Annotated in this window: 26 protein-coding genes and 3 pseudogenes; 16 read left to right on the top strand and 13 right to left on the bottom strand. The window is 61.0% G+C overall.

The annotated features are described in order from the left end of the window. Positions 1–3: 3 nt before the first annotated feature. Positions 4–723, bottom strand: a pseudogene (locus FJ967_RS21740) (Crp/Fnr family transcriptional regulator). Positions 724–913: 190 nt separating this feature from the next. Here FJ967_RS21740 and FJ967_RS21735 point away from each other — a divergent pair. Continuing rightward, positions 914–1,150, top strand: coding sequence for a hypothetical protein (locus FJ967_RS21735; RefSeq protein WP_140733862.1), 237 nt, complete (start codon positions 914–916; stop codon positions 1,148–1,150). An 8-nt stretch (positions 1,151–1,158) separates the two neighbouring features. On the opposite strand, the gene FJ967_RS21730 is transcribed toward FJ967_RS21735, so the two are convergent. Together FJ967_RS21730 and FJ967_RS21725 are read right to left on the bottom strand one after the other, a co-directional pair. Beyond that, positions 1,159–1,860 (bottom strand): MgtC/SapB family protein, encoded by a 702-nt coding sequence (locus FJ967_RS21730; protein WP_140733861.1) that lies wholly within the window; start codon positions 1,858–1,860, stop codon positions 1,159–1,161. 118 nt (positions 1,861–1,978) lie between these two features. Then, positions 1,979–2,239, bottom strand: coding sequence for a hypothetical protein (locus FJ967_RS21725; RefSeq protein ID WP_140733860.1), 261 nt, complete (start codon positions 2,237–2,239; stop codon positions 1,979–1,981). A gap of 255 nt (positions 2,240–2,494) precedes the next feature. Here FJ967_RS21725 and FJ967_RS21720 point away from each other — a divergent pair, with 255 nt between their 5' ends. The 3 genes from FJ967_RS21720 to FJ967_RS21710 all read left to right on the top strand — a co-directional run bounded on the left by FJ967_RS21720 (position 2,495) and on the right by FJ967_RS21710 (position 3,398). Beyond that, positions 2,495–2,683 carry a DUF2934 domain-containing protein gene (locus FJ967_RS21720; protein ID WP_140733859.1) on the top strand — a complete coding sequence of 63 codons (189 nt, stop codon included), beginning with the start codon at positions 2,495–2,497 and terminating at the stop codon, positions 2,681–2,683. 47 nt (positions 2,684–2,730) lie between these two features. Continuing rightward, the gene (locus FJ967_RS21715; protein ID WP_140733858.1) at positions 2,731–2,913 is read left to right on the top strand and encodes a hypothetical protein; all 183 of its coding nucleotides are present in this window, start codon (positions 2,731–2,733) and stop codon (positions 2,911–2,913) included. Between the two features lie 74 nt (positions 2,914–2,987). After that, entirely contained in the window at positions 2,988–3,398 is a 411-nt protein-coding gene (locus FJ967_RS21710; protein ID WP_140733857.1) for a DUF427 domain-containing protein, read from the top strand. A gap of 87 nt (positions 3,399–3,485) precedes the next feature. On the opposite strand, the pseudogene FJ967_RS21705 reads toward FJ967_RS21710, so the two are convergent. The 10 genes and pseudogenes from FJ967_RS21705 to FJ967_RS21660 form a co-directional block, all read right to left on the bottom strand. Continuing rightward, positions 3,486–3,833 (bottom strand): annotated as a pseudogene (locus FJ967_RS21705) (HD domain-containing protein); the annotation flags it as partial. A gap of 24 nt (positions 3,834–3,857) precedes the next feature. Continuing rightward, positions 3,858–4,253 carry a GFA family protein gene (locus FJ967_RS21700; protein ID WP_140733856.1) on the bottom strand — a complete coding sequence of 132 codons (396 nt, stop codon included), beginning with the start codon at positions 4,251–4,253 and terminating at the stop codon, positions 3,858–3,860. 30 nt (positions 4,254–4,283) lie between these two features. Beyond that, positions 4,284–4,720: pseudogene (locus FJ967_RS21695) on the bottom strand (PPC domain-containing DNA-binding protein). Positions 4,721–4,737: 17 nt separating this feature from the next. After that, on the bottom strand, positions 4,738–5,055 hold the full coding sequence (locus FJ967_RS21690; RefSeq protein ID WP_140733855.1) for a plasmid stabilization protein: 318 nt from the start codon (positions 5,053–5,055) through the stop codon (positions 4,738–4,740). Between the two features lie 67 nt (positions 5,056–5,122). Next, positions 5,123–6,715, bottom strand: coding sequence for a DHA2 family efflux MFS transporter permease subunit (locus tag FJ967_RS21685; protein WP_140733854.1), 1,593 nt, complete (start codon positions 6,713–6,715; stop codon positions 5,123–5,125). Beyond that, positions 6,712–8,001, bottom strand: a complete 1,290-nt coding sequence (locus FJ967_RS21680) for an HlyD family secretion protein (RefSeq protein WP_140733853.1) — start codon at positions 7,999–8,001, stop codon at positions 6,712–6,714. Before FJ967_RS21680 ends, FJ967_RS21685 begins: the two co-directional genes overlap by 4 nt. A 13-nt stretch (positions 8,002–8,014) precedes the next feature. Beyond that, entirely contained in the window at positions 8,015–8,215 is a 201-nt protein-coding gene (locus tag FJ967_RS21675) for a hypothetical protein (protein WP_140733852.1), read from the bottom strand. 20 nt (positions 8,216–8,235) lie between these two features. Next, positions 8,236–9,948, bottom strand: coding sequence for an HAD family hydrolase (locus FJ967_RS21670; protein ID WP_140733851.1), 1,713 nt, complete (start codon positions 9,946–9,948; stop codon positions 8,236–8,238). Between the two features lie 10 nt (positions 9,949–9,958). Further along, on the bottom strand, positions 9,959–10,927 hold the full coding sequence (locus tag FJ967_RS21665) for an SDR family oxidoreductase (protein ID WP_140733924.1): 969 nt from the start codon (positions 10,925–10,927) through the stop codon (positions 9,959–9,961). A gap of 74 nt (positions 10,928–11,001) precedes the next feature. Beyond that, a complete protein-coding gene (locus FJ967_RS21660) occupies positions 11,002–13,464 on the bottom strand; it encodes a membrane-bound PQQ-dependent dehydrogenase, glucose/quinate/shikimate family (RefSeq protein WP_140733850.1) in 2,463 nt (820 codons plus the stop codon). A 175-nt stretch (positions 13,465–13,639) separates the two neighbouring features. Between FJ967_RS21660 and FJ967_RS21655 the strand changes: the two genes are divergently transcribed. The 12 genes from FJ967_RS21655 (at position 13,640) to FJ967_RS21600 (ending at position 25,544) form a co-directional block, all read left to right on the top strand. Then, positions 13,640–14,314: a cytochrome c3 family protein gene (locus FJ967_RS21655; RefSeq protein ID WP_246675341.1), complete on the top strand. Its 675-nt coding sequence runs from the start codon at positions 13,640–13,642 to the stop codon at positions 14,312–14,314. A 184-nt stretch (positions 14,315–14,498) separates the two neighbouring features. Beyond that, the gene (locus FJ967_RS21650) at positions 14,499–17,282 is read left to right on the top strand and encodes a 4Fe-4S dicluster domain-containing protein (RefSeq protein ID WP_246675340.1); all 2,784 of its coding nucleotides are present in this window, start codon (positions 14,499–14,501) and stop codon (positions 17,280–17,282) included. Next, positions 17,275–18,651, top strand: coding sequence for an NrfD/PsrC family molybdoenzyme membrane anchor subunit (gene nrfD, locus FJ967_RS21645; RefSeq protein ID WP_246675339.1), 1,377 nt, complete (start codon positions 17,275–17,277; stop codon positions 18,649–18,651). The genes FJ967_RS21650 and nrfD overlap by 8 nt, the downstream gene beginning before the upstream one ends. Continuing rightward, the gene (locus FJ967_RS21640; RefSeq protein WP_181176066.1) at positions 18,648–19,175 is read left to right on the top strand and encodes a DUF3341 domain-containing protein; all 528 of its coding nucleotides are present in this window, start codon (positions 18,648–18,650) and stop codon (positions 19,173–19,175) included. The genes nrfD and FJ967_RS21640 overlap by 4 nt, the downstream gene beginning before the upstream one ends. After that, entirely contained in the window at positions 19,172–19,711 is a 540-nt protein-coding gene (locus FJ967_RS21635) for a cytochrome c (protein WP_140733847.1), read from the top strand. Before FJ967_RS21640 ends, FJ967_RS21635 begins: the two co-directional genes overlap by 4 nt. Before the next feature lie 62 nt (positions 19,712–19,773). Then, the gene (locus FJ967_RS21630) at positions 19,774–20,847 is read left to right on the top strand and encodes a hypothetical protein (RefSeq protein WP_181176064.1); all 1,074 of its coding nucleotides are present in this window, start codon (positions 19,774–19,776) and stop codon (positions 20,845–20,847) included. Then, positions 20,840–21,310 (top strand): hypothetical protein, encoded by a 471-nt coding sequence (locus tag FJ967_RS21625; RefSeq protein ID WP_140733845.1) that lies wholly within the window; start codon positions 20,840–20,842, stop codon positions 21,308–21,310. The genes FJ967_RS21630 and FJ967_RS21625 overlap by 8 nt, the downstream gene beginning before the upstream one ends. Further along, entirely contained in the window at positions 21,307–22,062 is a 756-nt protein-coding gene (locus FJ967_RS21620) for an SCO family protein (protein ID WP_140733844.1), read from the top strand. Before FJ967_RS21625 ends, FJ967_RS21620 begins: the two co-directional genes overlap by 4 nt. Continuing rightward, on the top strand, positions 22,059–23,018 hold the full coding sequence (coxB, locus tag FJ967_RS21615) for a cytochrome c oxidase subunit II (RefSeq protein ID WP_140733843.1): 960 nt from the start codon (positions 22,059–22,061) through the stop codon (positions 23,016–23,018). The genes FJ967_RS21620 and coxB overlap by 4 nt, the downstream gene beginning before the upstream one ends. Beyond that, the gene (ctaD, locus tag FJ967_RS21610) at positions 23,015–24,655 is read left to right on the top strand and encodes a cytochrome c oxidase subunit I (protein ID WP_181176062.1); all 1,641 of its coding nucleotides are present in this window, start codon (positions 23,015–23,017) and stop codon (positions 24,653–24,655) included. The genes coxB and ctaD overlap by 4 nt, the downstream gene beginning before the upstream one ends. Beyond that, a complete protein-coding gene (locus FJ967_RS21605; RefSeq protein WP_140733842.1) occupies positions 24,655–25,293 on the top strand; it encodes a cytochrome c oxidase subunit 3 in 639 nt (212 codons plus the stop codon). Before ctaD ends, FJ967_RS21605 begins: the two co-directional genes overlap by 1 nt. Beyond that, positions 25,290–25,544, top strand: coding sequence for a cytochrome C oxidase subunit IV family protein (locus tag FJ967_RS21600; protein WP_140733841.1), 255 nt, complete (start codon positions 25,290–25,292; stop codon positions 25,542–25,544). The genes FJ967_RS21605 and FJ967_RS21600 overlap by 4 nt, the downstream gene beginning before the upstream one ends. Positions 25,545–25,614: the final 70 nt, after the last annotated feature.

Here is a 25,614-nt window from a genome sequence, read left to right as displayed (position 1 = left end):
TGCTCACCTGGGTTCGGTGTTCATGCTCAGATAAGTAGGATCGAACTCGGCAAGTTTTGCGAGTTGATCCCAATCCAGAATGGTGACGGTGTGGTTCACCCAGGTGATGACCCTGATCTTTTTTCAGAGATCCGATCACCCGGTTCATATGCACCACCGACAAGCCCAGCACGTCGGCCATCTCGGCTTGCGAAAGGGGCAGGTTGAAACTCATGCCACTGGTGCGATTGACCACCTGCAGGCGCACAAAGAGCTCGCAGATGAGGTGGGCGAGATGCGAGGTCTTGGAGCGGCGGCCCATCGCCACGATCCATTCGCGGTGAATGGCGCCATCGACCAGTGTGTCGAGCCACAGCAAGCGCGTCAGGTGCGGCGCCTGTTCGGTGATCGTCCTCAGTTTGCCGTGGTCCGCGAACATGACACGGCAAGGCGAGAGCGCAACGATGCCATGATCCATTGTCTTGAGCAGGAAAGCGTGGAGGTCGACGAAGCGCCAGGCACCTGCAAGGATGTGAACTGCCGTCCGCCATTCTCGAGCACCTTGTATCGTGCCGCTAGGCCGTCCAGCAGCATCGTGCTGTAGACCGGACGCGACCCTATCGAAACGAGGTCCTGCCCCTTTTCGAAATCTTTTCCTAAAGAGATCGCCTCGGCCAGCAGTGTCCTCTCGTCGTTCGACAGTTCGTCATGCTTGCCGAGTTGCAGATAAAGGGATTCCAGCATGGCAGCCTCGCCGCAATCGACGTGCGACGCCGATCGCCTGAGTGTCGGGACTCGAGACCTTGGGTCTCCAGAGGAGGACGAACGCAATCATTTGACAGGCTGCGCCGGTTTTCGCGGAAACGCCAATTTGGACGGGAACAATAAGTATTTCAACGTATTTAGGACGTTGAAGCTTTCCGGCGAGAGACGAATGAAACGCTACTATTTCGATCTTTACAACAGCGATGGGCTGGTTGCGGACGAGACCGGCGAATTTTTCGAATCCAGGGACCGTGCAAGAGCTGAAGCACTTCGCATCTTGCATGACGTTGCGCGCGACGAGATGCCGGATCGTGACCTGGTCAAGATAACCGTCAAAATGCGCGATGAAGCTGGAACAGAGGCGTTCGAAGCGTCGCTCACGCTCAACGCCGCTTGGAGCAGCTGACGACGCCATCAATGCATGGGCTCGCGGACGAGACGGAATCGTGTGATCTCGCAATGCTTGTCCACGAGTTCCAGCAGATCCGTTGGTGGCCCGCTGTGGTCAGCTCGCGTCCAGCCGATTTCGAAGGAAAACACCTGGCTCTCGATATCTCGGCGGCGCTCAGTGCCCACCAGGCGTGCCCGATATCCAAGCGGCTCGATGATGTCCGTCAGGTCGCCTGCCTTGCCGCCTTTCCAGATGATGTCCAAGTCAGCACGATGGTCGCGTGGAATACGCACGTCGATCCACTTCAGGACAAGAAGCGTCAACAAAGTCAGCAACGTTCCGGCCGTCCCCAATCCATATTGACCACCACCGAATGCCAAGCCGATCGCCGTCATCACCCACAGGGTGGCGGCCGTGGTGACGCCACTCACAAGATCGCCACGGCGAAGGATCGCGCCGCCACCGATGAAGCCGACGCCCGTCAGCACGCCAAGTGGAAAGCGCAACACATCCATGGAGGCAAATGAATCCGGATTCTTGCCGCCAACGCCGAGTAGGAGATTTGCCTGGACCATTGTGAGAGCGGCGGCCAGACCGACCAGAATGGTCGTTCTGAAACCGGCTGAGTGACCGCGCACCTCGCGGTTCAATCCAATCAGCGCGCCGGCAATCACAGTCAGAACCAGGCGCGCGGCGATATCTTTCCAGTCGGGATTAAGAGGCATCGAAAAGGCCTGGCTGGAAGGTCAACTCTCGTGCAAATCCAATGCCTGGGCGCACGTTAAGTTCCCCGCGCCGCTCGGTGGCCGGTTGAACGGACTCAGGCTGGAATTGGCAGCTGTTCTAGCGTTTTGGGCGGTGCACCGGGATTTGCACCACATTTTCAGTGTCGGGCAGATCGAAGGCCATGGCCAGCTGCCGCGCCGAGGCCATCTCAACGATCAGTTCCTCGATCGAAGAGTCCGGCAACCGTGTCGTCACCTTCCGCTTTACCCTGGCTGCAAGCTCATGGACCCGGACGGGAACGAACGCAGTGTTCTCCTCGAGCAGCCTGCCGATTTCGATCACCACGTCAGCGTCAATGTCCTTCGGCAATTCTCGCATGGCGTCACCGTGGCATCGCAACAGCTCGCGTTGCGGGCAATCAGGCATTGGGCGACAGGCATCGGGTGGTTGCCCATGCGCAGAGGCCAATTTATAAATCTGCCGGCGCTGAAGTGTCACGCAAAAATTTTTGCACGAAAATTACCAACCGAACTCATCTGACAGATATCAGCGCCGCCAGCCGTTCTCCTCGCGGCCAGAGAGGAACAAAAAATATCCTGCCGAATTGGAATTGGAGGATCGGAGGATCAAACCATGGACAGCAGAGAAGAGCGGATCAAACGGCGAGCCTACGAAATCTCGGAACGGGAAGGGCGCCCAGCCGGCCACGACCAGGAGCACTGGGATCAGGCCGTGCAGGAAATAGAAGCGGAAGGCCCGGAGACTGAACGCAGGGAGGCCGGTTCAGTGGTTGGAGTTGGCTCAAAAGGCACCAGTGGTTGAAGGCTTTGCCAAAGCAACCAAATACGCTGCAACCGGAGGAGGCCTGATTGAAAATCTTATCATTGCTGATCTTGGTCGCTGGTCTTGCGCTTGCTGCCTGCGACAACAGCACCGAGCCGACAAAGGCCAACACCGACACCGTGAACAAGAACCCGCCAGTTGACCAAGACGCCAGACCCAAATCGACGACTGGCGGCGATCAACCAGCCATGGCGCCGGCTGGTAAATGACGATCGTGTCATAACGCCACGTTGGTGATGCCTGTCGCCCGTTTCGAGCCGCAACAACTACAGGAGAACCGGATATGCAAGCTTCAATTGCAATTGCAACGCCGCACTCAGGTCAACTGACCATAGAGCCGTTTGCCGGCACGGTGACGGTGAAATTTTCCGATGCCATCGTCGCCGCGACGGACCGTGCCAAGGTGCTGCGGGAACAGGGACACGAACCGGTGTTCTATATCCCGTTCGAGGACATCTATTTCGAGCTTTTCGAAAAGACCAACACCACGAGCGAATGCCCGCTGAAAGGCGCGGCAAGCTATTGGCGCGTCCATGCCGTGGGCAGTTCGGCGGACGACGTCCTCTGGGCCTATGAGACACCAGACGCTGCGGCGAGGGCGATCGCGGGTCACGGCGCGTTCGATCCTGAAAAGGTGCGGATCGATGTCGAGCCATCGGAAGACAAGCGGCATACGCCTCATGTGATCGAGTAGGAACGAAGGGCAGGACTAGCGATTCGGGAATTCCTCATCGAGGATTCGTAGTCCTTCTTCGTATTTGGACGCCGACGCTCCGATCTACTGCGACTGCCAAATGTTGTCTTGCAGATCCGCGCGCTTGACCGGCAACGCTAAAGGGTTCGATGCCGCGCGCCGCACGAAGACGAAATAGTCCTCGCCATCCCTGCGCGACATGGCGTCGACTGCAGAAGCAATCGCCGGACCAAAACCTGCCTGCTCGATCCTGGTCCGGCTCCAGCCATCACCTTTTTCCAGCACATCATGGAGATAGGCCACAGCCTTCTGGTCGATGGTTTCGACGGCATCGGCGACACGGCGGCAATGCTCGATATAGGGTCGCCCGGCCTTGTCGTGCTGGCCGGCGTGAACCTCCTCGGCAATCTTGGTCGCCCGGTAGAAAATGCTCATCTGCTGCGACTCCGTGGCATGGCTTCACCATCGCTCTTCGGTGTCGTGGTGTGGCAGGTCCAATCCGCAGCAAACCCAACCGAGCCGCTGCCTCGATCCATAATTGTAGCGAGGTTCTAGGCACGCCGGATCGTCGAATGTGCCGACATGCAAGGCGATTTCGCCGGGTGAAGCGTCGTACGCGAGGCTAAGCGGCGAGCCGCAGGCCGGGCAGAACCCCCTTTGGGCAATCAGCGATGACCGGCGATAGGTTGGTGCTGCGGCAGTCCAGGTCACGCTTTCGGACGGCAACCATGCCAGCACCGCGAAGGCACTGCCGGTCGCGCGCCGGCACATGTCGCAATGGCAGTAGTGGACTCTCGGTTCGCTGCTGACACTGAAACGGATATTGCCGCAAAGGCAGCCGCCGAGCATGGGCATGCCGTTGTCGGAATCTCGGCCGCGCCGACGTTAGCCATCCAGATCGATCAGAGCGACGCCCAATGCGGCACGCTTGCGGCGGCGCAGATGACCAGGCGATTCCACCAACGTCACCTCAAGCGTTGGCCGAACGGTGCCCTCAAGCAAATGCCCGCCCCTGGTGGTCCCATCGCTCAATCCAAGCACCGCATGGACATGAAGGCTGGGCTTGCCATCGTCGCCCAGCGCTATATCGCGCTCAGCACTTCGCATTGTTCGTCAACGCGGATTTTGCGATAGGACGTGGCGTTCAGGTCGAACCAGCCGACGGTGGCTCTTTCGAACGCACCGATGGCTGTCAGGGACGCGCTGCCGATCCTTTGCTCAGCCGCGAATGCGGTCAGCGCGCCGAACGCCTCTTCGCCGGGATCGAGCACCACGACGAAGGTTCTTTGTTCGCCGACTTCATTGACGAGTTGCGCTTTCATAGCTCTATCCAGACCGGTTAATGAGCGCGATGTTCGGCATTGCGTTTGCGGGTCGCGGCGGCCTTCTTTGCCGTTTCCGAACGGCTGGCGGCTGACCGCGATGCCGATGCCTTGCCGCCGATCCTGCCGCCTTTGTGGGCGGCTGGATGGCCCGTGTGCTCGCCGCGGCCGGAGCCGCCTTCCTTCTTGCCGCCGCCATCGTCCTTGTTGACGGTCGCCCATGCGCGCCGCTCGGCTTCCTTGTCGGAAACCCCGCGCTTCTCATAACCTTCGGCAATGTGATCGGCCTTGCGTTCCTGCTTGTCGGTGTATTTCGATTTGTCGCCTCGTGGCATGACGTTTTCTCCTCTTTGACAGGGTTTGAACGTCATGCCGAAGCTCAGGTTCCCATTAGAAATGCGGCTAATTTTTTTCAGATTTCGGCGAGCGTAGCAGTAACGCGATCGGCACCAGCAGGGCTGTGATCACGGCGCTGTAGCGAAAGACGTCAATATAGGCGAGCAGGGATGCCTGCCGGCCGATCATCTGCGCCAGCCAGCCGATGGCTTGCTGCTTGGCCTCTATCATCGGGGCGCCCTGTGCAGCGAAATGCTGCGTCGCCTGTTGCAGCGCGTTCTGGTAGGCAGGCGACGATTGCCCGGTGCGGGCGACCAGGTTCGACTGATGGATCTGCGCATTCTGGGCGATGACGGTGTTCGACAGTGACACGCCTATGCTGCCGCCGATGTTGCGGGCCACGTTGATCAGGGCAGAGGCCTGGTTGGTCTCTTGCGGTCGCAATCCGACATAGGCAGCCGTCGAGATCGGAATGAACAGGAAGGGCAATCCGATTGTGATGAAGATGCGGGCGTAGACGAAATAGCTGAAGCCGGCATCGCCCGATAGCGTCGTCAGGTGCCATAACCCAACCGCGACGGCGGCCATACCGATCATGATGAGATATTTCGGCTGCACCATGCCGGAGGCGAATCCGGAGATGGGCATCAGCATCAGCATGGCGATGCCCCCCGGCATCATCGAGAGCCCCGACAGCGTCGCGGTATAGTCGAATGTCCCCTGCTGCAGCTGCGGCAATATCTGGGTGGTGCTGAACAGGACTGCGCCGACGGCCATCATCACGATGAAGGCGGTGCCGAACTGTCGGCTGAAAATCAGCCGCATGTCGACGATCGGGTCGCGATTGCGAAATTCCCATGGGATGAGGATGAGGAATGCAACTGCCGAGATGACGGCAAAGGTGGTTATGAGACTCGATTGGAACCAGTCATTGCGCTGGCCCTCGTCAAGGAAGATTTCCAGGCAGCCCAGCGCCGTCGCGACCAGGATGAATCCGACCCAGTCGATTTTCAGGCCGCCCTTGAGCCGTTCCTTGCGTTCGCGCTCCAGCACGTCGGGTTCGACGACAAGCCATTGCACAAGGGCAAGCGACATGATGCCGAACGGCACGTTGATGAAGAAAATCCAATGCCAGGAGAAATTGTCGGTCAGCCAGCCACCGATCGTCGGTCCGACGGTGGGCGCGACGATGACGGCGATGCCGTAAAGCGCGAAGGCCTGCGAACGCTTGGCCGGCGGGAAGGTGTCGGCAAGAATGGACTGCTCGCTCGGCGCCATGCCTCCGCCGCCGAGTCCCTGGAGAATGCGGAAGACGATCAGCATCGGCAGGTTTGTCGCCAGCCCGCAAAGCAGCGATGCGAGCGTGAAAGTCGCGACGCAGATCATGTAATAGCGCTTGCGGCCAATCACGCTGGAGAGCCATCCGCTGATCGGAATGATCACGGAATTGGCGACGAGATAGGTGGTGATGATCCACGTGCTTTCGTCCATGCCCGCCGCGAGGCTGCCGGCGATGTTGCGCAAGGCGACGTTGGCGATGGATGTGTCGAGCACCAACATGAAGGTGGCGATCGATACGACGACAGCGATGATCCACGGATTGCGGCCGCCGGCGGCCGACCGGTTTTCGTCGCCTTGCGTCTGTGCCTGATCGCTCACCGCACCTTGACCGTTGGCACGACGGAAAGGCCCGGTCCAAGCAGCACGTCCGGCGGGTTGTCGAAGACGATCTTGACCGGCACGCGTTGCACGACCTTGACGAAATTGCCGGTCGCATTCTCTGCCGGCAGCACGCTGAACGCCGTGCCACTGCCAGCCTGGATGCTGTCCAGGCGACCCCGGAATGTCTTGTCGGGATAGGCGTCGATATCGATGTCGACGGGCTGCCCGGCCCGCATCAGATCGATCTGCGTTTCCTTGAAATTGGCCTCGATCCAGACGTCGTCGGGCACGAACATCATCAGCACCTGCCCGGGTTGTGCATAGGTTCCCTTGGCCGCTGTAATGCTGGTGGCGCGGCCGGCGACAGGGGCCACCACGGTGACGCGCGACAAGGTCGTGCGCGCCTGGTCCTGGCTAGCCTTGGATTGTTCGAGCTTGGCCTGGGAGCTCTTGCCCTGCGCCTGCAGCACGGTGATCTGGCTCTTGGCGCCGGCAACGCTGGCCTCGGCACTGTCGAATGCCGCCTGATCCTGCCGCAACGTCGATGAGGCCTGCTGTGCCTGCTGCTGTGTGCCCGCGCCCTTCGCCAGCAGTTCGCTGTTGCGCTTGTCTTCGGCCTTGGCGAAATCGAGCGCGGCCTGCGCCTGCGCAACCTGCTTCTGCGCTTCATCGACTTTGGCGTTCTGCGCCCCGATCTGGGCCGCCACGTCGACGATATCGGCCTCTGCGGATGCGACTGCTGCATCCGCCTGCTTGAGGGACGCCTGATAGTCGCTATCGTCGATACGCAACAGCACGTCGCCGGCTTTCACAGGCTGGTTATCGGTCACCGCGACATCAGTGATGCGGCCCGATATCTCGGCTCCGATCGTTACGGTGCGGGCATCGATGAAAGCGTCGTCAGTCGATTCATACTGGCGCGCGTTCAGCCACCACAGGATTAACCCAACGGCAGCGAGCAGCAACACGGTCAGAATCGCGATGGAGATGAAGGGGTGCCGTCGCGGGAAGCTCAGCAGACTGGGCTTTGGTTTGTCCGCCTGCGCGTCGGGCTTTTTGGGCTCTGGGGTGTCGGCCTCAGCCGTATCGTCCCTGCGTTTTGGCGAGGCGTCGGATTTGACTTTGCGCGATGAGCCGCGCGTGTCGCTGGTTTCGTCGGGTTCTTTGGTTTCGGGGTTCGCGTCCACGGGAGAACTCTCAAGAAAGCGCCGACCGCATGCTGGCAGCGGCGAGTCAACGACAACTGTTTGGAAAAGTTCCTGACAAGCCGACTCGATGCACATCGGGCAAGGCCGGTCAGCCGATAGCGAACCTGACCACGACCGCCAAGACCAGGATACCCACTAAGCCCGCGATGAAGACGATCCGGCGCGTGCGGGTCCGTAGAATGATCTCGCCCTGCCGCGCCTTCTGCGCCGAAAAGACAGGCCCGTCTTCGCTGTGGGCAGGCTGGCTGTGCCTGTCGTCGCCGGGATCGTTAGGCCGATCTTCGCTCATGGGTCATCTCCTATCTGGCGCTACTCCTCGGGCGCGGTCGCCGGTGCCGTGTACCGCCGGCGAACGGCGTCGAGCACGCGCTTTCGACTTTCGTCGGCAGAGAGCTTCTTGTCCTTTTCGGCCTCGGCGGTTTCGCGAGAGAGATCCTTGTCGCGGATTTGATGGCGGAACCATTGGGAATAGTCGCCGGCGCGCAGATGGAACTCCCAGGTCTTGTCGTCGATACCCTCGGCGATCTGGGCAAAAATCATCAGATTGTGAGCCCTGAGATTCATCGCATTGTCGGGGCCGTGGAAGTAGAAGCTGCCGGCTTCATCGAGTTGCCCCTCGGCATATTTACGGCTGTGCCGCTTGAGCGATTGACGCGGCTCCGCGACCTTCACCGTCTTGAGCCTCTTGCCTGCCTGCGGTCGCCAGAACAGCACGCGCGAGCCCTTCGGCGTGGGCATCTCTTTCGGCGGCTCCATGCCGGTCTCGTGACAAAAGGCCTTGATGACATCCTTCGCCTTGGGACCAAGCGCGATGACAGCCGTCACCAGCCGCAAGACATCGATCGAGATCGCCTCGGGATGAACCGTGATCAGGATCGTGCCGGGCAACTCTAGTGACAGGATCGCGCGCGTATCGTCGCGTCGCTTCGGCAGAAGATGATGCACTTCATCTATGACTAGCCATTGTGGCCGCGCCGTGCGCCTGCGGAAGTTGCCGAGGTCGGGCAGCAAGTTGGCAAAGAAATCCGGCCGCTCGTCGACACGCAGCGCCAGCCCATTCACGACGACATTGCTGTCGGCCTTGGCAATCAGGTCCAGAACCTGCGCCTTGGTTGGTGGTGTGGATCCATCACCCAGCCGGACGGCGCCCTCAAGCCCGTCATAGTCGCCTTCAGGGTCGAAGACGCAGAACTGGAACTTGCCTTCGACAAGGCGTTCCGTCAGCGCAGTGGCCAAGGTGGATTTGCCGATGCCCGAGCTGCCGGCGATAAGGACGGTATCTGTCGGCGCCAAATAGACGTCGTCGCCACCGGCCGATCCGAGAACGATGCCGTCATGGCGCCTCGACACGATCCCATGATCGCGCTTGATCATTCTGTCGATCAGTTGCTCCACGCCTTTTCCACGCGCGCCGCGCATGACCAGATTGGCGGTGTCCTTGACCGCGGGGATGGCGTTGTCGACGGCGACGCTGCAGCCGCAAACCTTGAGGAAGGAATGGTCGTTTTCGGCGTCGCCGACACCAACGACATTGTGCGGCGACAGCCGAAGGTCCTGTAATGCCGCAGCCAGTCCGGTGGCCTTGTTGACACCGCTCGGCAAGATCATCACCGCGCCCTTGTTGAAGATGATATCGAGCCCCAGCCCCATCGTCTTGATGATGTCGAGCACGGTCGGCTGATGCGGTTCCCACGTGGCGACGATCGAGTTGCCGACCGACAGGGGCTTGACGCCGGCCTTTTTAAGTCTGGCGACAAATTTGGGATCGGGCGCCGGCGAGATCGTCCGCTCCTCCTCGCTTGCCGGCGTGTAGATCAGCGCGCCGTTTTCGGCGACGACCTTGTCAAACAGGCCAACTTCGGGAAAGACACGCTTGAGGTCGGGCAGTTCGCGCCCGGTGACCAGGATCAACTTGCGGCCGCTTTTCTTGAAGCGCTCAAGCGCCGCAAGTGTTTTCTTGGTGACGATCCCGTCATGCGCCAGCGTGCCGTCATAGTCTGTCGCCAAAGCAATGAAATACATCGCCTTGGCCTCAGTAGCCGCCGACAACCGGAAGGATCTCGCCGGTGATGTAGCTTGAGCATTGCGAGGAGGCGAGGAACACATAGGCCGGGGCGAGTTCCTCCGGTTGTGCCGGCCGTTTCATCGGCGTGTCCGCGCCGAATTTCGACACGTCGTCGGCTTCCTTGTCCGAGGGATTGAGTGGTGTCCATACAGGTCCCGGCGCGACCGCGTTCACGCGAATGCCCTTGTCGATGAGATTGCCCGACAGGGCACGCGTGAAGGCGTGAATGCCGCCCTTGGTCATGGAATAGTCGACGAGTTCCTTCGAGCCATCGATGCCGGTCACCGATCCGGTGTTGATGATCGCGGAGCCGGGTTTCATGTGCGGCACGGCTTCCTGTGCCATATGGAAATAGCCGTAGAGATTGGTCTTCAACGTCGTGTCGAAATGTTCCTCGGTCAGGTCGCTGAAATCGGTGGAATGGATCTGGAAAGCGGCGTTGTTGACGAGCACGTCGATGCGGCCAAATTCTTTCACAATGTCTGCCACCGCGCTGTGGCAATCCACTCGCTTGGCGACATTGGCTTTTACCAGCATGCAGCGCCGCCCTTCCTTTTCGACAGCGGCTTTGGTTTCTTCGGCATCTTTGCCCTCCGCCAGATAGACAATCGCGACATCCGAGCCCTCACGGGCAAACAACACGGCGACCGAACGGCCGATGCCGGAATCGCCGCCCGTAATAACGGCTACTTTGTCTTGGAGTTTTTTCGATCCGAGATAGTACGGCGCATCATACAGCGGCGCCGGCTCGACCGCCCATTCATGCCCAGGCTTGGGTTGATGCTGCTTGGGAAAAGGTGGCTCCGGATAAGTGCGAGCACCGGCCTGCATTGCGTGGGTTTTGCCGTTGCCTTTCGATTTGTCCTTGGCGTCGATGCCGCGCTGGATATGGCGTTGCTTGGCTGCTTCCGCTGATGTCTGCGACTTCGTTTGCATGGTTGTCTCCTCGGCTTGGAGAACGGACAACGTGCGGCGAGCAAAAAGGTTTGCACAGTGCGTCGAAAGAGCCGTCAGCCTTTCGGCAATGCATAAGCGATGACATCGTCGCCAACCTTCGTCTCCATGAAATGATGGCCACCAGGAGCAATGACGACGTATTGCGTCCCTTCTATTTCGTAGGTCATCGGCGTGGTTTGTCCTCCAGCCGGCAGATCTGCCTGCCAAACGGTCTTTCCATTTTTGATGTCGATGGCGCGAAGCTTGTTGTCGGTTGTCGCCGCGATGAAGATCAAACCGCCCGCCGTCACCAGCGGTCCGCCATTGTTCGGTGTGCCGATGGTCAGCGGCAGCATCGAGGGCAGTCCCCACGGCCCGTTGTTGACCGCGCTGCCCAGCGGTTCGTCCCACAATGTTTTGCCGGTCTTCAGGTCGATCGCGCGCAAATGGCCGTAGGGCGGCTCGGAACAGAGCAGTCCGGTCGGCAGACGCCAGCCTGCATTGACCGCTATCGCGTAAGGCGAGCCCATCTGCGGGTTGCCCATATCCTTGGACTTCTTGGAACCACCTCCCTGTTCGATCGACTTGAAGCCGATCTGATCGGCTTTTTCGCGCGGGAGCAATTGGTTGTAGTTCGGCATGTCGTTGTAGTTGGCGATCAGGATGCCGTCATCGGTATCAACGGCCACGCTGCCCCAATCAGAGCCGCCATTGTAGCCGGGGTATTCGATGTACGGTTTTTCGACAGTGGGTGGCGTGAATTCACCCTGGTAGGACGCTTGCCTGAATTGGATGCGGCAATAGAGCTGGTCAAGCGGGCTGATACCCCACATCTTCTTTTCGGTCAGCACAGGCTGATCGAGATGAGCGTAGCCGGAGTATGGCTGCGTCCTGGACAGCTTTTCGGGTTCTACACCACCGGACGGAACGGGCCGCTCCTCGACCGGGAAGAGTGACTTTCCGGTCTTGCGGTCAAGCACGTAGATCTGTCCCTGCTTGCTGGGGACGACGATCGCAGGAACCTTTCCGTTTGCTGTCGGGATATCGACGAGCGTCGGCTGCGACCCCAAATCGTAGTCCCAAAGGTCGTGATGGACGGTCTGGAAATGCCAGACGGGCTTGCCTGTCGTAACATCGACGGCAACGATCGAGGAGTTATATTGGTTCTCGAAATCCTTGCGATCGACGCCGTAATAGTCGACGGCGGCGTTGCCGAGCGGCAGATAAACGTAGCCGAGCTGTGGATCGGCAGCGGCGACGGTCCACATATTCGGCGTGCCGCGGGTGTAGGTGTCGCCTTCCGGCGGCGCGCCGGTCCGGTCGGGATGGCCCATATCCCAGGCCCAGACCAGTTTTCCCGATGTCGCATCATATCCACGCACGACACCTGATGGCGCGTCTTCGGCCTGTCCGTCCTGCACCTGGGCGCCGACGACGACGATGCCGCGCACGATGGTCGGCGGTGCCGTCACGGAATACCATCCGGGAACGGTCTTGCCGAGCCCCTGGGTGAGATCGACAATGCCCTGCTGGCCGAAATCCGCGCACAGCTTTCCATTCCTGGCGTCAATCGCAATCAGCCTGGCGTCGAGCGTGCCCCAGACGATGCGTGCGGCGCAGGGTTGATCGGCGTCGGCGCCCGGCCTGGCATAGTAGGCGACACCCCGGCAACTGGCTCCATAAGGTATGGCGTCATCCGAAACCTTCGGGTCATACCGCCAATCCTCCTTGCCGGTGGCTGCGTTGGCGGAAATGACGATATCCTTGGCGGAGCAGGCATAAAGGTGGCCGCCCACTTCCAACGGAGTGTTTTCAGGCGAATATTTTTGTGCTGCCGCCTTGCTTGGCATGTCGCCAGTATGAAAATCCCAGACTTTCGTCAGCTTGGAGACGTTGTCGGCGGTGATCTGCTTGAGCAGCGAATAGCGGGTGCCAAGTTCCGACCCACCATAGACCGGCCAATCGGGTCCGGCTTGGTGTATGGTCAAATCCGGCTGACCGGCGGGGGCAGAGCCAGCCGGCTGGCTAGGCGCCGTCGTTGTGGACGCAGGCGCGCTTGGTGATGTCTCCTGCGACCGCGCCTGTCCGGTGAAATGATGAAGGCCGACGGCGCAAGCAAGCAAGAGAACAGCCATGGTCCCGGTTGCATAAGCGCCATCTCCAAGTCGCTTTGCCCGACGACCGTTAAAGGCTGGCAGGGTTAACAGTACAAAGACAAGAATGATCGTCGGAGCCAGCACCCGGGGCATCAATCCCCAGCCGTCCATTCCGACTTCCCAATAGGCCCAGGCGAGCGTAACGATCCAGGTCAGGACATAAAGCCACACACCCGCTACATTGCGGCTTAAAAGCAGGCCGCCCGCGACCAGCAGTGCAACTCCTGTAGGGAGATAATACCAAGACCCTCCCAGCGCCATGAGCCAGGCTCCACCGCCGCCGATCATCAAGCCAAGTATCGTCAAGAGCAGGCCAACAAACATAGTCCACCAGAAGGCGAGCCCGGAGCGGGAGGCTGGGTTCAGGCTGGTGCGTGTCATGGTGATATTTCCGTTTGGGATCAATCGTGATCCTCCCGAACGCCCGCCATTTTGCTTGGTTGCTGCAAAAGGTTGTTTTCAGGGGCAATCCCGGGTCACCATTTCGTGAGCGTGCCAACGCCAAGGAACCTTTGGCTCATCGGCGCCGTTAGGCGCTCGATCCAGATGCTTGCTCATGCAAATCGGCGAGGGGATGCCGCAGGTCTTTTCCAGCAACGCCAACGGGATTGCCCGCTTCGCGCTGTGGGGTGTTTGTTTTTTCGCGATGTTCGTCGCCATCGGCGGTACGGCGCTTTTGCGATCAGGGTTCGTCACCGGGGTCGGACAGCCCATCGCTCAGCCCATCCCGTTCAGCCACAAGCACCACGTCGGTGAAATCGGGCTGGACTGCCGCTATTGCCACAATGGCGTCGAGACGTCTGCCGCGGCGGGACTGCCCGCGACCGAGGTTTGCATGACCTGTCATTCGCAGGTTTTCACCAATGCGGACATGCTGGCGCCGGTGCGCGCAAGTCTCGCTTCAGGACAACCGCTGCAATGGCAGCGCGTCAATTCCGTGCCGGATTTCGTCTACTTCAATCATTCGATCCACGTAGCCAAGGGCGTCGCCTGCGAGACTTGCCATGGCGAGGTTGACGATATGCCGCTGATGCAGAAGGCGCACTCGCTGTCGATGGAATGGTGCCTGGGCTGCCATCGCGATCCCACTCCCAATCTACGCCCGCCGCAGGATGCTTTCCTCATGCACTGGAAGCCGCCACAAGACATCGAAGAGGTCAGACGATCGCTGATCAGCATCCTTGATATCCACCCCGCGACCATGACGGACTGCTATGTCTGCCATCGCTGATCAAAAGCCGCTCTCGGTTTCCGACCACGCGGCGCTGCGAGCTGTCGCGGCAGGACGCGATCCATGGCGAAGCCTGGACGAACTGGCCGACTCGGCGGAATTCCGGCGCTTCGTTGAGGCTGAATTCCCGGCAATCGCCGAACGCTTGCCACTCAATCTCGACCGGCGAATGATGCTGAAGCTGATGGGCGCGTCGCTGTCGCTAGCCGGCCTGACCGCCTGCAGCAAAGCGGAGCGCATCGTCCCTTACGTTCGCCAGCCGGAGAACATCATTCCCGGCAGGCCGCTCTATTACGCGACGACCCTTTCCAGTGACGGCTATGGCATCGGCGCAGTTGTAGAGTGCCATGAGGGCCGGCCGACCAAGGTCGAGGGCAACCTCGATCACCCGGCATCGCGCGGCGCCACCGACGCCATCATGCAGGCTGCTGTGCTGTCGTTGTTCGATCCCGAACGATCCCGCACGCCGCTCAAGCAAGGCGAGCCGGCGAGTTACGATGACTTCCTCAAAGACATAGCGGCGCTTGCTGGTGGCTGGGTTGGCTCAGGCGGACAAGGCCTGGCGCTGCTGATCGAGGCGACAACGTCGCCGACCACCAAGGCCCAGATCGAAGTGCTCAAGACACGATATCCCAAACTTCGCGTCTTCAAGCACGATCCGCTGGCGGCCAGGTCCGGCGAGCAGGCAACGGCGACACTGTTCGGCAAGCCGCTGACACCGATTTACCATTTCGACCGCGCCGATGTGATCGTCAGTCTGGATGCCGATTTCCTGGGCGAAGGGCCAGGGCGCCTGGCCTATGCGCGTGATTTCGCCCGCCGGCGACGGGTGCGCGCGTCGACGGACACGATGAGCCGGCTCTATGTGATCGAGTCGACACCGACGATCACGGGTGCGGCGGGCGATCATCGTCGTGCCGTCAAGCCAAGCGCCGTCGAAGGTGTCGCGGCTGCGATCAAAGCGGCGCTTGAGGGCGACAAGTACGTAGACGGCCAGTCGCCACTTGAGCCCGCATGGACGAACGTTCTCGCCGACGATCTTCGCAGCGCCGGACGTAACGCACTGGTGGTGCCAGGTGCTCACCAGCCCCCCCTTGTCCATGCCGTGGCCTTTGCCATGAACGCCAGGCTTGGTGCCATCGGCAACACGCTGGACCTCATCGACCCTCCCGATGTCATGCCCAACGATGGCGACCTTGCAACGCTCTGCCAAGCGATAGAGAATGGTTCAATCGACACGGTCGTCGTGCTCGGGTCCAATCCCGTGCAAACGACGCCATCGGACATCGATGTGCGCGCGGCCTTTTCGAAACTGAAGCTTCTCGTCCACTCGGGCCTCTACCGCGACGAAACAGCATTCCTGGCGCATTGGCACATCCCCGCGGCGCACGAGCTGGAAGGCTGGAGCGACATCCGCGCCTATGACGGCACAGCCTCAATCGTTCAGCCGCTCATTCAGCCCCTGTTCGGCGGCAAAAGCCTGCACCGGCTGCTTGCCGGGCTCGCAGGTGAATTCGACGCGGATCCGCGGGCGCTGGTGCGCGCGACATGGAAAGCCATGGATGAACCCGCCTGGCAACAGGCGCTGCGCGACGGCGTTGTGCCGGATAGCGCTGCAGCTTCCGTCGCCGTGTCATTGATCCCAGACACCCCCACACCTATGCCCCAGGCCTCCGCCGCCGAACGTCTGGAGGTTCGCTTCGTGGCCGATCCCTGGCTGCGTGATGGCTGCAATGCCAATTCGTCGTGGCTGCAGGAACTACCACGGCCGTTGAGCAAGCTTGTGTGGGGCAATGCGGCCTTGGTCTCGCCCGCAACAGCGGAGCGGCTGGGTCTCGAAAACGGGCGGGTGATCAACATGGCGCGAGGCGGCAAGGATCTGGACGCGCCGGTCTGGATCACGCCCGGCCAGCCCGACGAGACCGTGACACTGTCGCTGGGCCACGGCCGCAAGGTCGGTTCGGTCGCATCGTTGGCTGGCGGCTACGACGCCTTCGCCTTGCGGACCGCCGATGCACCCTGGTTCGTGGATGGCGTCCTGGTGACCCCGCGTGAGGGCTTGGCGCGTGTGGTGACAACACAACATCATCAGGCGATGGAGGGTAGGGCGATCGTGCGGCATGCCACGCTCGATGCTTTCAGGGACAATCCACATTTCGTGCGCGATGGCGCGCCGCCAGCTCCGACCGAGTCGCTCTACCCCGACTGGACGTATGATCAAGAGGCCTGGGGCATGGCGATCGATCAGTCGGCCTGCATCGGCTGCATGGCCTGCGTGTCGGCTTGCCAGGCGGAGAACAACATCCCAACCGTCGGCCCAGATCAGACGGCACTTGGCCATGAGATGCACTGGCTGCGCATCGACCGCTACTATTCCGGCTCAGTCGACGATCCCGCGATTTTATTCCAACCGGTACCGTGCATGCATTGCGAGCAAGCGCCCTGCGAAGTGGTCTGCCCGGTGAATGCGACCATCCATACCCATGACGGGCTCAACGCGCAGGTCTACAACCGTTGCATCGGGACGCGGTATTGCTCGCAGAACTGCCCCTACAAGGTGCGCCGCTTCAATTTCCTGGAATATCAGGAGTTCGAGAAGGACGTCGCGGGGCCGCAGCAGGCCGTACACAATCCCGATGTCACGGTGCGGTCGCGCGGCATCATGGAAAAATGCACCTATTGCGTCCAGCGCATCTCTGAAAACCGTATCCGTGCGCAGATCGAGAACCGCCAGATCGGCGATGGCGAAGTGGTGACTGCGTGCCAGCAGGCATGCCCGACACAAGCGATCGTTTTCGGTGATCTCAACAGAAAAGGCTCCCATGTCACGCTCGAGAAAGCGGTGCCGCACAATTATGCGCTGCTTGAAGAGCTGAACACGCGGCCGCGTACGACCTATCTTGGCAAGATCACCAATCCAAACGGCCAACTCGCAGCCAAGCCCGCCGCGGAGACCGGCCGTGGTTGAGGCGGCGGCGGTCAGGGCGAGTAAATCGATGTCGCGGCCGCCGGTGTTGCGTGGCCGTCACGATTTCCCCGAGATCAGCGGACGGATCAGCGCGATCGTCCTGCAAGGCAAGCTCCCTCGCTTCTTCTGGGCAGCGTTCTTCGTCTGCTTCGTTCTCGTCCTGCTGTTCCTCTACTCCATTACCTACCTGATCTCGGTCGGCGTTGGCGCGTACGGCGTCGATATTCCCGTTGCCTGGGGGACGATGATCTCGAGTTTCGTCTGGTGGATTGGCATCGGTCATGCCGGAACGCTGATCTCAGCAGTGCTACTGCTTTTGCGCCAGCCCTGGCGCGCCTCGATCAACCGCTTTGCGGAGGCCATGACACTGTTTGCCGTGGCAATGGCCGGGCTTTACCCGATCCTGCATCTCGGCCGGCCATGGTTCTTCTACTGGTTGCTGCCTCTGCCCAACACCCATATGCACTGGCCGCAATGGCGAAGCCCACTGGTGTGGGACTTCGCCGCGATTTCCACCTACGCCACCGTTTCGTTGCTGTTCTGGTACATGGGCCTGCTGCCGGATCTCGGTGTGCTGCGCGACCGGGCCAAGTCGCGCGCCGGACAAGTCTTTTACGGCATCCTCGCGCTTGGTTGGCGCGGCTCGGCCTTTCATTGGGCGCGCTACCAGACCGTCTACTTCCTGATGGCCGCGCTTGCGACGCCGCTGGTCGTGTCGGTGCACTCTATCGTCGCCCTCGATTTCACCTTTGCCATCACGCCGGGCTATCATTCGACGATCTTTCCGCCTTATTTCGTCGCCGGCGCGCTGCTCTCGGGCTTTGCCATGGTGCTGACGATCGCTATTCCATTGCGCTGGGCGTTCGCGGTCGAGGACCTGATCACGCTTCGCCATATGGACAACGCCGCCAAGCTCATGATCGCGGCCGGCATGATCGTCATCTACGGCTATGCGTCAGAAGCGTTCTTCGCCTGGTATTCGGGTCAGTCCTATGAGCGCGCCATGATGGCGCAGCGCGCGATCGGTCCTTACGCGACTTTTTTCTGGACCATGATGTTTTGCAATTGCGTCGTGCTGCAACTGCTCTGGTTTCGCCGCATACGGTTCAACATGCCGTTGCTGTTCTCGATCGCGCTGGTCATCAACATCGGCATGTGGCTGGAACGCTATGTCATCGTGGTGACCGGTCCGAGCCGCGACTACCTGCCTTCGTCCTGGGGCGAACAGTCGCTGACATGGCTCGATTTCGGCATCCTGTTCGGCTCGATAGGCACCTTCTTCGCCCTCGTCTTCCTGTTCATCCGCATCCTGCCCGCGATGACGATTTTCGAGATCGAGGAACTGGTCGAAGAGGGCGGTGCTTCATGAGCCTCCACGGCGTTATCGCGGCTTTCGCCGATCCGGATGCGCTGACGGAGGCGGCGCGCACGATGCGCGACAAGGGCTACCGGCGCATGGATGCGTTCTCGCCATTCGAGGTACGCGGCCTCGCCGCGATTCTGGGGATGAGAAAGACACGCCTGCCATGGGCCGTGCTGGCAGGGGGCATTGCAGGCGCCGTGCTCGTCTATGCGCTGATCCTCTATTCGGTCGAGATCGACTATCCCGTCAATGTCGGCGGCCGGCCGCTGCATTCCTGGACGCCTTTCACGGTGATCGCCTTCGAGGTGGGCATTCTTGGCGCGGCCCTGGCGGGTTTCGCCGGCATGCTCTGGGCAAACGGGTTGCCGCAATATTATCACCCGGTCTTCAACGCGAAGACCTTCACTTATGCGCGCGGCGGCAAGTTCTATCTGCTCATCGAAGCGGCCGACCCGAAGTATCGCAAGGGCGTCACCAAGGGCCAACTGACGCGGCTTGGCGCCGAGACGGTCGAGGAGGTGGAGGCATGAGGGGGTGTATTCTCCTTTTGCCGTTCCTGGTCCTGATCGCGGGCTGCAAGCAGGATATGGCCGATCAGCCGCGTTACGATCCACTTGAAGGTAGCAAGCAGTTCGCCGACGGCATGTCGGCCCGGACACCCGTGGAAGGGACGGTGACGCGCGACGCTGATCTAGCGACAACGCCGGACAAAATCCCATACCCGATCACCATGGCGCTGCTGCAGCGCGGACAGCAACGCTTCGATATCTTCTGCTCGCCCTGCCATGGCCGCACCGGCGATGGGCATGGCATGGTGGTTCAGCGTGGCTTCCCGGCACCGCCGAGCTATCACCAGGACGCGTTGCGCAACGCGCCCGACCGGCATTTCTACGACGTCATCAGCAATGGCTATGGCGCCATGTATCCCTATGGCGCGCGCGTGCCGCCGGCCGATCGTTGGGCGATCGTCGCCTACATTAGGACACTGCAATATTCTCGTTATGCACCTGTCGGCGCGCTGCCGGGTACTCTTCGCGCGAAACTAGACGCGGATGCCGCGCGATGAGGCGTCCTGTATGGCCCGATGGCTATGTCGCGCCGGCCGCCGCGGTGGCGGCCACGGGGCTTGTGCTGTGCTGCGCCGGGCTCTTCGTCGCTCCGCGCGCCACGCTGGCCGGCTGGCTGACGATAGCGCTGTTCCTGCTTGGAATGCCGCTCGGCGCGATGACTGTGCTGATGGTGCACGGGCTGACCGGCGGCCGCTGGGGCGATGCGTTGCGTCCGCCTCTGCGGGCTATCGTTGCTACCTTGCCTGTGGCGTTGTTGTTGTTGCTACCGGTCCTTGCGCGGCTTGATCTGGTCTTTCCATGGGCCGCGGCGGACCCGGCCATGTTGCCGGAAGTCGTGCGGCAGAAACTCGCCTATTTCAACGTACCCTTCTTCATCATCCGCCTCTTTGCTTGTGCGCTGGCCTGGCTGGCGCTTGGCTGGCTCATCCTTGCGTGGACGGATCCCGACACAGAAGTGTCAGAACGCGGGACGAGCAGGGGCTTTGCTGTCGGGTTCATCATCCACGGTATTGCCGTGACGGTGTTTGCCATCGATTGGATGCTGTCGATCGAGCCAGACTTTTATTCGACGATCTACGCGATGCTCGAAACCGCGGCCGAGGTTGTCGGTGCGTGCGCCTTGGCACTGACGGTGCTGGCAGCGGGCCGCGCCATCGAAACGATGCCGGGCGGCGAGGAGGATACGGCGCTGAGCGAGGATGTCGCCAATATGCTGTTCGGCTTCATGTTGATGTGGGCCTATCTGGCCTTCATGCAGTGGATCATCGTCTGGGGTGGTGACCTGCCTGAAGAAATCCACTGGTACATCGTCCGCGGGCGGAATGGCTGGCAATATCTGCTTTGGTTGTTGATCGCGTTGCAATTCGTCGCGCCATTCGTTGGATTCCTCAACCGCTCGGTCAAGCGCGGCCATCGCGGCCTGCTGGCGCTGGGAGCACTTGTGCTGGCTGGACATTTCATCGATGTCGTCTGGCGCGTTCGCCCGCCGCTGTCGGCCGCCGGCGCGCCGATATCCTGGCCGGACCTGGCGGCGATGGCCGGTGCGGGCGGCGCGTCGTGCGCGTGTTTCATCCACGTGCTCGCCCGGCCGGATTGTATCTCGTTCTGGCGCGGGAGGCAGGTCCATGGCTAAGGCCTCGCATCCCGAAACGCGTGACGTATGGCCAAGAGCTCTGCTCCTCTCCGGCGTCGGCCTGCTCGTCTTTCTGGCGCTGATCGCCATAGCGCTAGGACTGGTTTTCGATACCACGCCGTACTGGCCGCTGGTGGCTGCCGGGACGAACAACGAAGCAAAGCCGGCATTGCAGCGCGTGCCAAAAATCGACCTTGCGGTGTTTTGCAAGCAGGAAGATCAGGAACTCCGCAAGGTTGCATGGGTTAACCGCAATGCTGGCATAGCGCGCATTCCAATCGAAGATGCGATGAAACTCGTTACGGCCCACGGGCTGCCGGAGTGGACGCCACAGTCTATTCGGGAAAGCGAGGATTGTGCCTTGCTCGAAGGAGAGGTTCCGCGCGCACCGCAGGTTCGCAAATGCGCTACGGGTCGGGCGCCGCCAGACAGTCCCCCACCGGCCAGCGGAGCGCGGCCATGACGAGGTGGTTCATGGTCCTGACTGTGCTGATCGCCGCGAACGGGGCCGGCGCGATGGAGCGCCCGTCCTTCGACCCGCATATCGGCGCACAGCTCGATCTCGACAAAGTCTTTCGCGATGCCTTGGGTGGAGAGGGCAAGTTGTCCGAAATCCTCGGCGGCCGGCCGGCACTGCTGATCTTCGGTTACGATAAGTGTCCCAATCTCTGTGGCGTCACCCAGCAGGCGGTTGCCTCGGACCTCAACAAGACGAATCTCGACCCTGAAACCTACCGGGCGCTTTTCGTCTCGATAGATCCCTCCGAGACACTGCAGGACGCAATCAGCGCAAAAGCCGAAGTCGCGCCATCGGCCGGCCGAAAAGGGCTGGCGGCGTGGCGGTTTCTGACCAGTCCCGACGGCACCGGCGCCGCTCTTGCCGCAGAGGCCGGCATCACCTTCGACCGGCGCGATAGGATCAATCAGTACGTGCATCCGATCGCGATCATTGCGCTGACGCCGCAAGGCCGGATCGCGCAAGTGCTGCCGGCACTGACCTTCGAACCGCGCGATCTCAGGCTCGCCCTGGTCGAGGCTTCCGCCGGCAGGCTGGGCTCCATAGCCGACCATGTCTTCCTGCTCTGCTCCGGGTTCGACACGTCGAAGGGTCGGTACACTTCCACGATAGAGGCGGCTGTGAAGGCGGCAGGCGTGGCGACGCTTCTGGCGCTCGGCGCCGGCCTTGTCATGCTGACGCGGCGGAGGCGGCTTTGAGTTTCGGCATCCCCTTCACGCCACCCGAAGCCTCGTCGATCGCCGGCAGCGTCGATTTGTTGTTCTACACCCTGCTGGCCTTTACCGCGCTGCTCGGTGTGTTCCTGACCAGCCTCGTCATCTTCTATGCCGTTAAGTACCGGGCGGGTTCCAGCGCTGATCGCACCGGAGAGCGCGCGCGCAGCCTGCCGCTCGAGGTCACCTGGACGGTTGCGAGTCTGCTGATTGCCTTTGTAATTTTCGGCTGGGGCGCGGCGCTGTTCATGCGGCGCGAGCATCCGCCGCTCGAAGCGCTCGAGATCGCGGGTCTCGGCAAGCAATGGATGTGGGAGTTTCGTCACCCGGGCGGCCAGCGCGAGATCAACGAACTGCATGTTCCGGTCGGCAAGGCTGTTATCGTATCGTTGGCGTCGCAGGATGTGATCCATTCATTCTTCGTCCCCGCATTCCGGGTCAAGCAAGACGCCGTACCGGGACGCACCACGCACGTCTGGTTCATCGCCAGCGAACCGGGACGTTATCGCCTCTTCTGTGCGCAATATTGCGGCACGCAGCATTCGGAGATGGGCGGCTTTGTGACGGCGATGCCGCCCGAGGCCTATGCGGCATGGCTTGGCAACCAAGGCCAAGGCGAAACGCTGGTGGCCGATGGCGAAAAACTGTTTGGCGCGCTTGGTTGTTCCGGCTGCCATGGCAATTCCAGCAAGGTGAGGGCGCCGGACCTGACGGGGATATTCGGCCGGCCGGTGGCGCTGGACAACCAGCAGACCGTCATCGCCGATGATCGCTATCTGCGCGATTCCATCCTCAATCCAAAAAAGGAAATCGCTGCCGGCTATGAACCGGTGATGCCGAGCTTCGATGGCCTTGTCGACGAGGGTGAGATGCAGATGCTGCTCGCCTATCTCAAATCCCTTTCGGCGAGGGACACGACAAAGAGCGAGGCAATCCATTGAATACCGAGGCGCTGAGTTCTTCGAGTTACCTGGGTGAGGGCGCCGGTCCCGCCGCGTGGCTGCTGACAACGGACCATAAGCGCGTTGCCTGGCTTTATCTGATTTCGCTCACCGCCTTCTTCTTTCTTGGTGGCGCCATGGCCGTACTCATGCGCATCGAACTGGCGACGCCGGCCGGCGACCTCGTGTCTGACGATGTCTACAACCGGTTGTTCTCCCTGCATGGCATCATCATGGTCTGGTTCTTCCTGGTGCCGTCAATACCGGCCACACTCGGCAATTTCCTACTGCCGCTGATGATCGGCGCCCGGGATCTGGCCTTTCCGCGCCTTAATCTCGCCAGCTGGTATGTCTTCATGCTGGGCAGCCTGTTTGCACTGGCGTCGGTGGTGTTCGGAGGCGTCGATACCGGCTGGACCTTCTACACGCCGCTCTCGACGCTCTATGCCAATGGCTTTGTCTCGATGGCGGCACTCGGGGTGTTCACCGTCGGGTTTTCCACGATCATGACCGGAATCAACTTCATCGTCACCATTCACACGTTGCGCGCCCCGGGGCTAACCTGGTTCCGGCTGCCGATCTTCGTCTGGACGATGTACGCAACCGCCCTGGTCATGGTGCTCGCGACCCCCGTGCTCGCCGCCTCGCTGATCCTGATCGTGCTCGAGCGCATGTTCGGCATTGGCATCTTCAATCCGGCGCTGGGCGGCGATCCGCTGCTGTTCCAGCACCTGTTCTGGTTTTACTCGCATCCGGCCGTCTACATCATGATCCTGCCCGGCATGGGCGTGGTTTCCGAGGTGCTGCCGTGCTTCAGCCGCCGGCCCCTGTTCGGCTACAAGGCCGTCGCCCTGTCCTCGATGGCGATAGCCGTCTTCGGCTTTCTGGTCTGGGGTCATCATATGTTTGTCAGCGGCCAGTCGGCATATGCCGGGGTGCTATTTTCTTTCTTGTCGTTTTGCGTCGCGATTCCCTCGGCGATCAAGGTGTTCAACTGGAGCCTGACGCTACGCAAGGGCGAGATCACCTTCGAGACGCCGATGCTCTATGCGCTGTTCTTCCTGGCGCTGTTCACCTTCGGTGGTCTGGCGGGCCTGTTCCTGGCGGCGCTCGCCATCGATGTCCATGTCCATGACACCTACTTCGTCGTCGCGCATTTCCACTACATCATGGTCGGCGGCATGGTGACGGCCTATATGGCCGGCCTGCATTTCTGGTGGCCGAAAATGACTGGCCGGATGTATCCAGAGACCTGGGGCCGCATCGCCGCGACGGTCACCTTCCTCGGCTTCAATCTCACTTTCTTTCCGCAGTTCGTGCTGGGCTTCCTGGGCATGCCGCGGCGCTATCACACCTATCCGCCGGAGTTTCAGTTCTGGCACATATTGTCGTCGGCCGGCGCTGTCGTGCTGGCAATCGGATACCTGATGCCGCTCTTCTATCTCGGCTGGTCGCTGTTTCGCGGCGCACGCGCACCCGCCAATCCATGGCGCGCGACAGGGCTGGAATGGCAGACAGCTTCACCGCCGCCACCGCACAATTTCGACGCCATGCCGAAGGTCAGCCGGCCTGCCTATGATTATGCCATGAAGGGCCTACAGCACGAAAAATTCAGTCCGCACAAGGACGAAGCTTGATGGGTGCGTCGACAGAAAGCGTCGCCTTCGACAAGCCGGCCCGCGAACAAGCGGCCGATACGTTCGCCATGTGGATCTTCATCGGTTCTGAAGCCATGCTGTTCGGCGCGATCTTGCTGGTGTTCTTGATTGCAAGGATCAGCTATGGACCAGCCTTCGCCGCCGCATCACACCACCTGTCACTGCCACTCGGCACGCTGAACACCGTCGTGCTGATCACGTCCAGTTTCAGCATGGCGCTCGCACACCTCTTCGGCAACAGAGGCCGCTGGCGTGCATCGACCTGGTCGCTCGCTGCGACGGCGCTGCTGGGCCTGGTGTTCCTCGGCATCAAGGCAGCGGAATACACGATGGAGTTCCGCGAGGGCATCGCTCCGGTGCTTGGCGTCCCGTTCACCTATGATGGACCCGATCCTGTGCATGCCGAATTCTTCTTCGGCCTCTATTTCGCGATGGCGTCGCTGCATGCAGTGCATCTCATTGGCGGCATCGTCGTCATCGCAGGCATGCTGGTGATGTGGTCGAGCGCGACGCAGTCCAGTCGGCTTCGCCGCGTACGGGCGATCGGCCTTTACTGGCATTTCGTCGATATCGTCTGGGTTTTCCTGTTCCCCATTCTCTACCTGATCAACCGATGAGCGACATTCGCAAACTCACATTCGTATATCTCGTGCTGCTGGCCTTACTGGCTTTGACGGTCGGCTCGTCGTCCTTCGACCTTGGAGGATTCAACTCGGCGCTCAACCTGGTGATCGCCGCGGCCAAGGCTGCGATCATCGCCACTATGTTCATGCAATTGAGCAGCGGGGGCATTTTGCCGCGCCTGGCGGTAGCGGCGACAGGCTTGTGGTTAGCCATTCTATTCGGCCTGACGTTAATTGGACGATGAGGCCGAGCCTTGCCTGCATCATATCCTTTGCTGTCGGCCGATTCTGAAAGTGTCGCTGGACCGAGCGTGG

The organism is Mesorhizobium sp. B2-3-4 (assembly GCF_006442315.1).
GTDB lineage: Bacteria > Pseudomonadota > Alphaproteobacteria > Rhizobiales > Rhizobiaceae > Mesorhizobium.
This window is presented reverse-complemented; position numbering and strand designations above follow the sequence as displayed.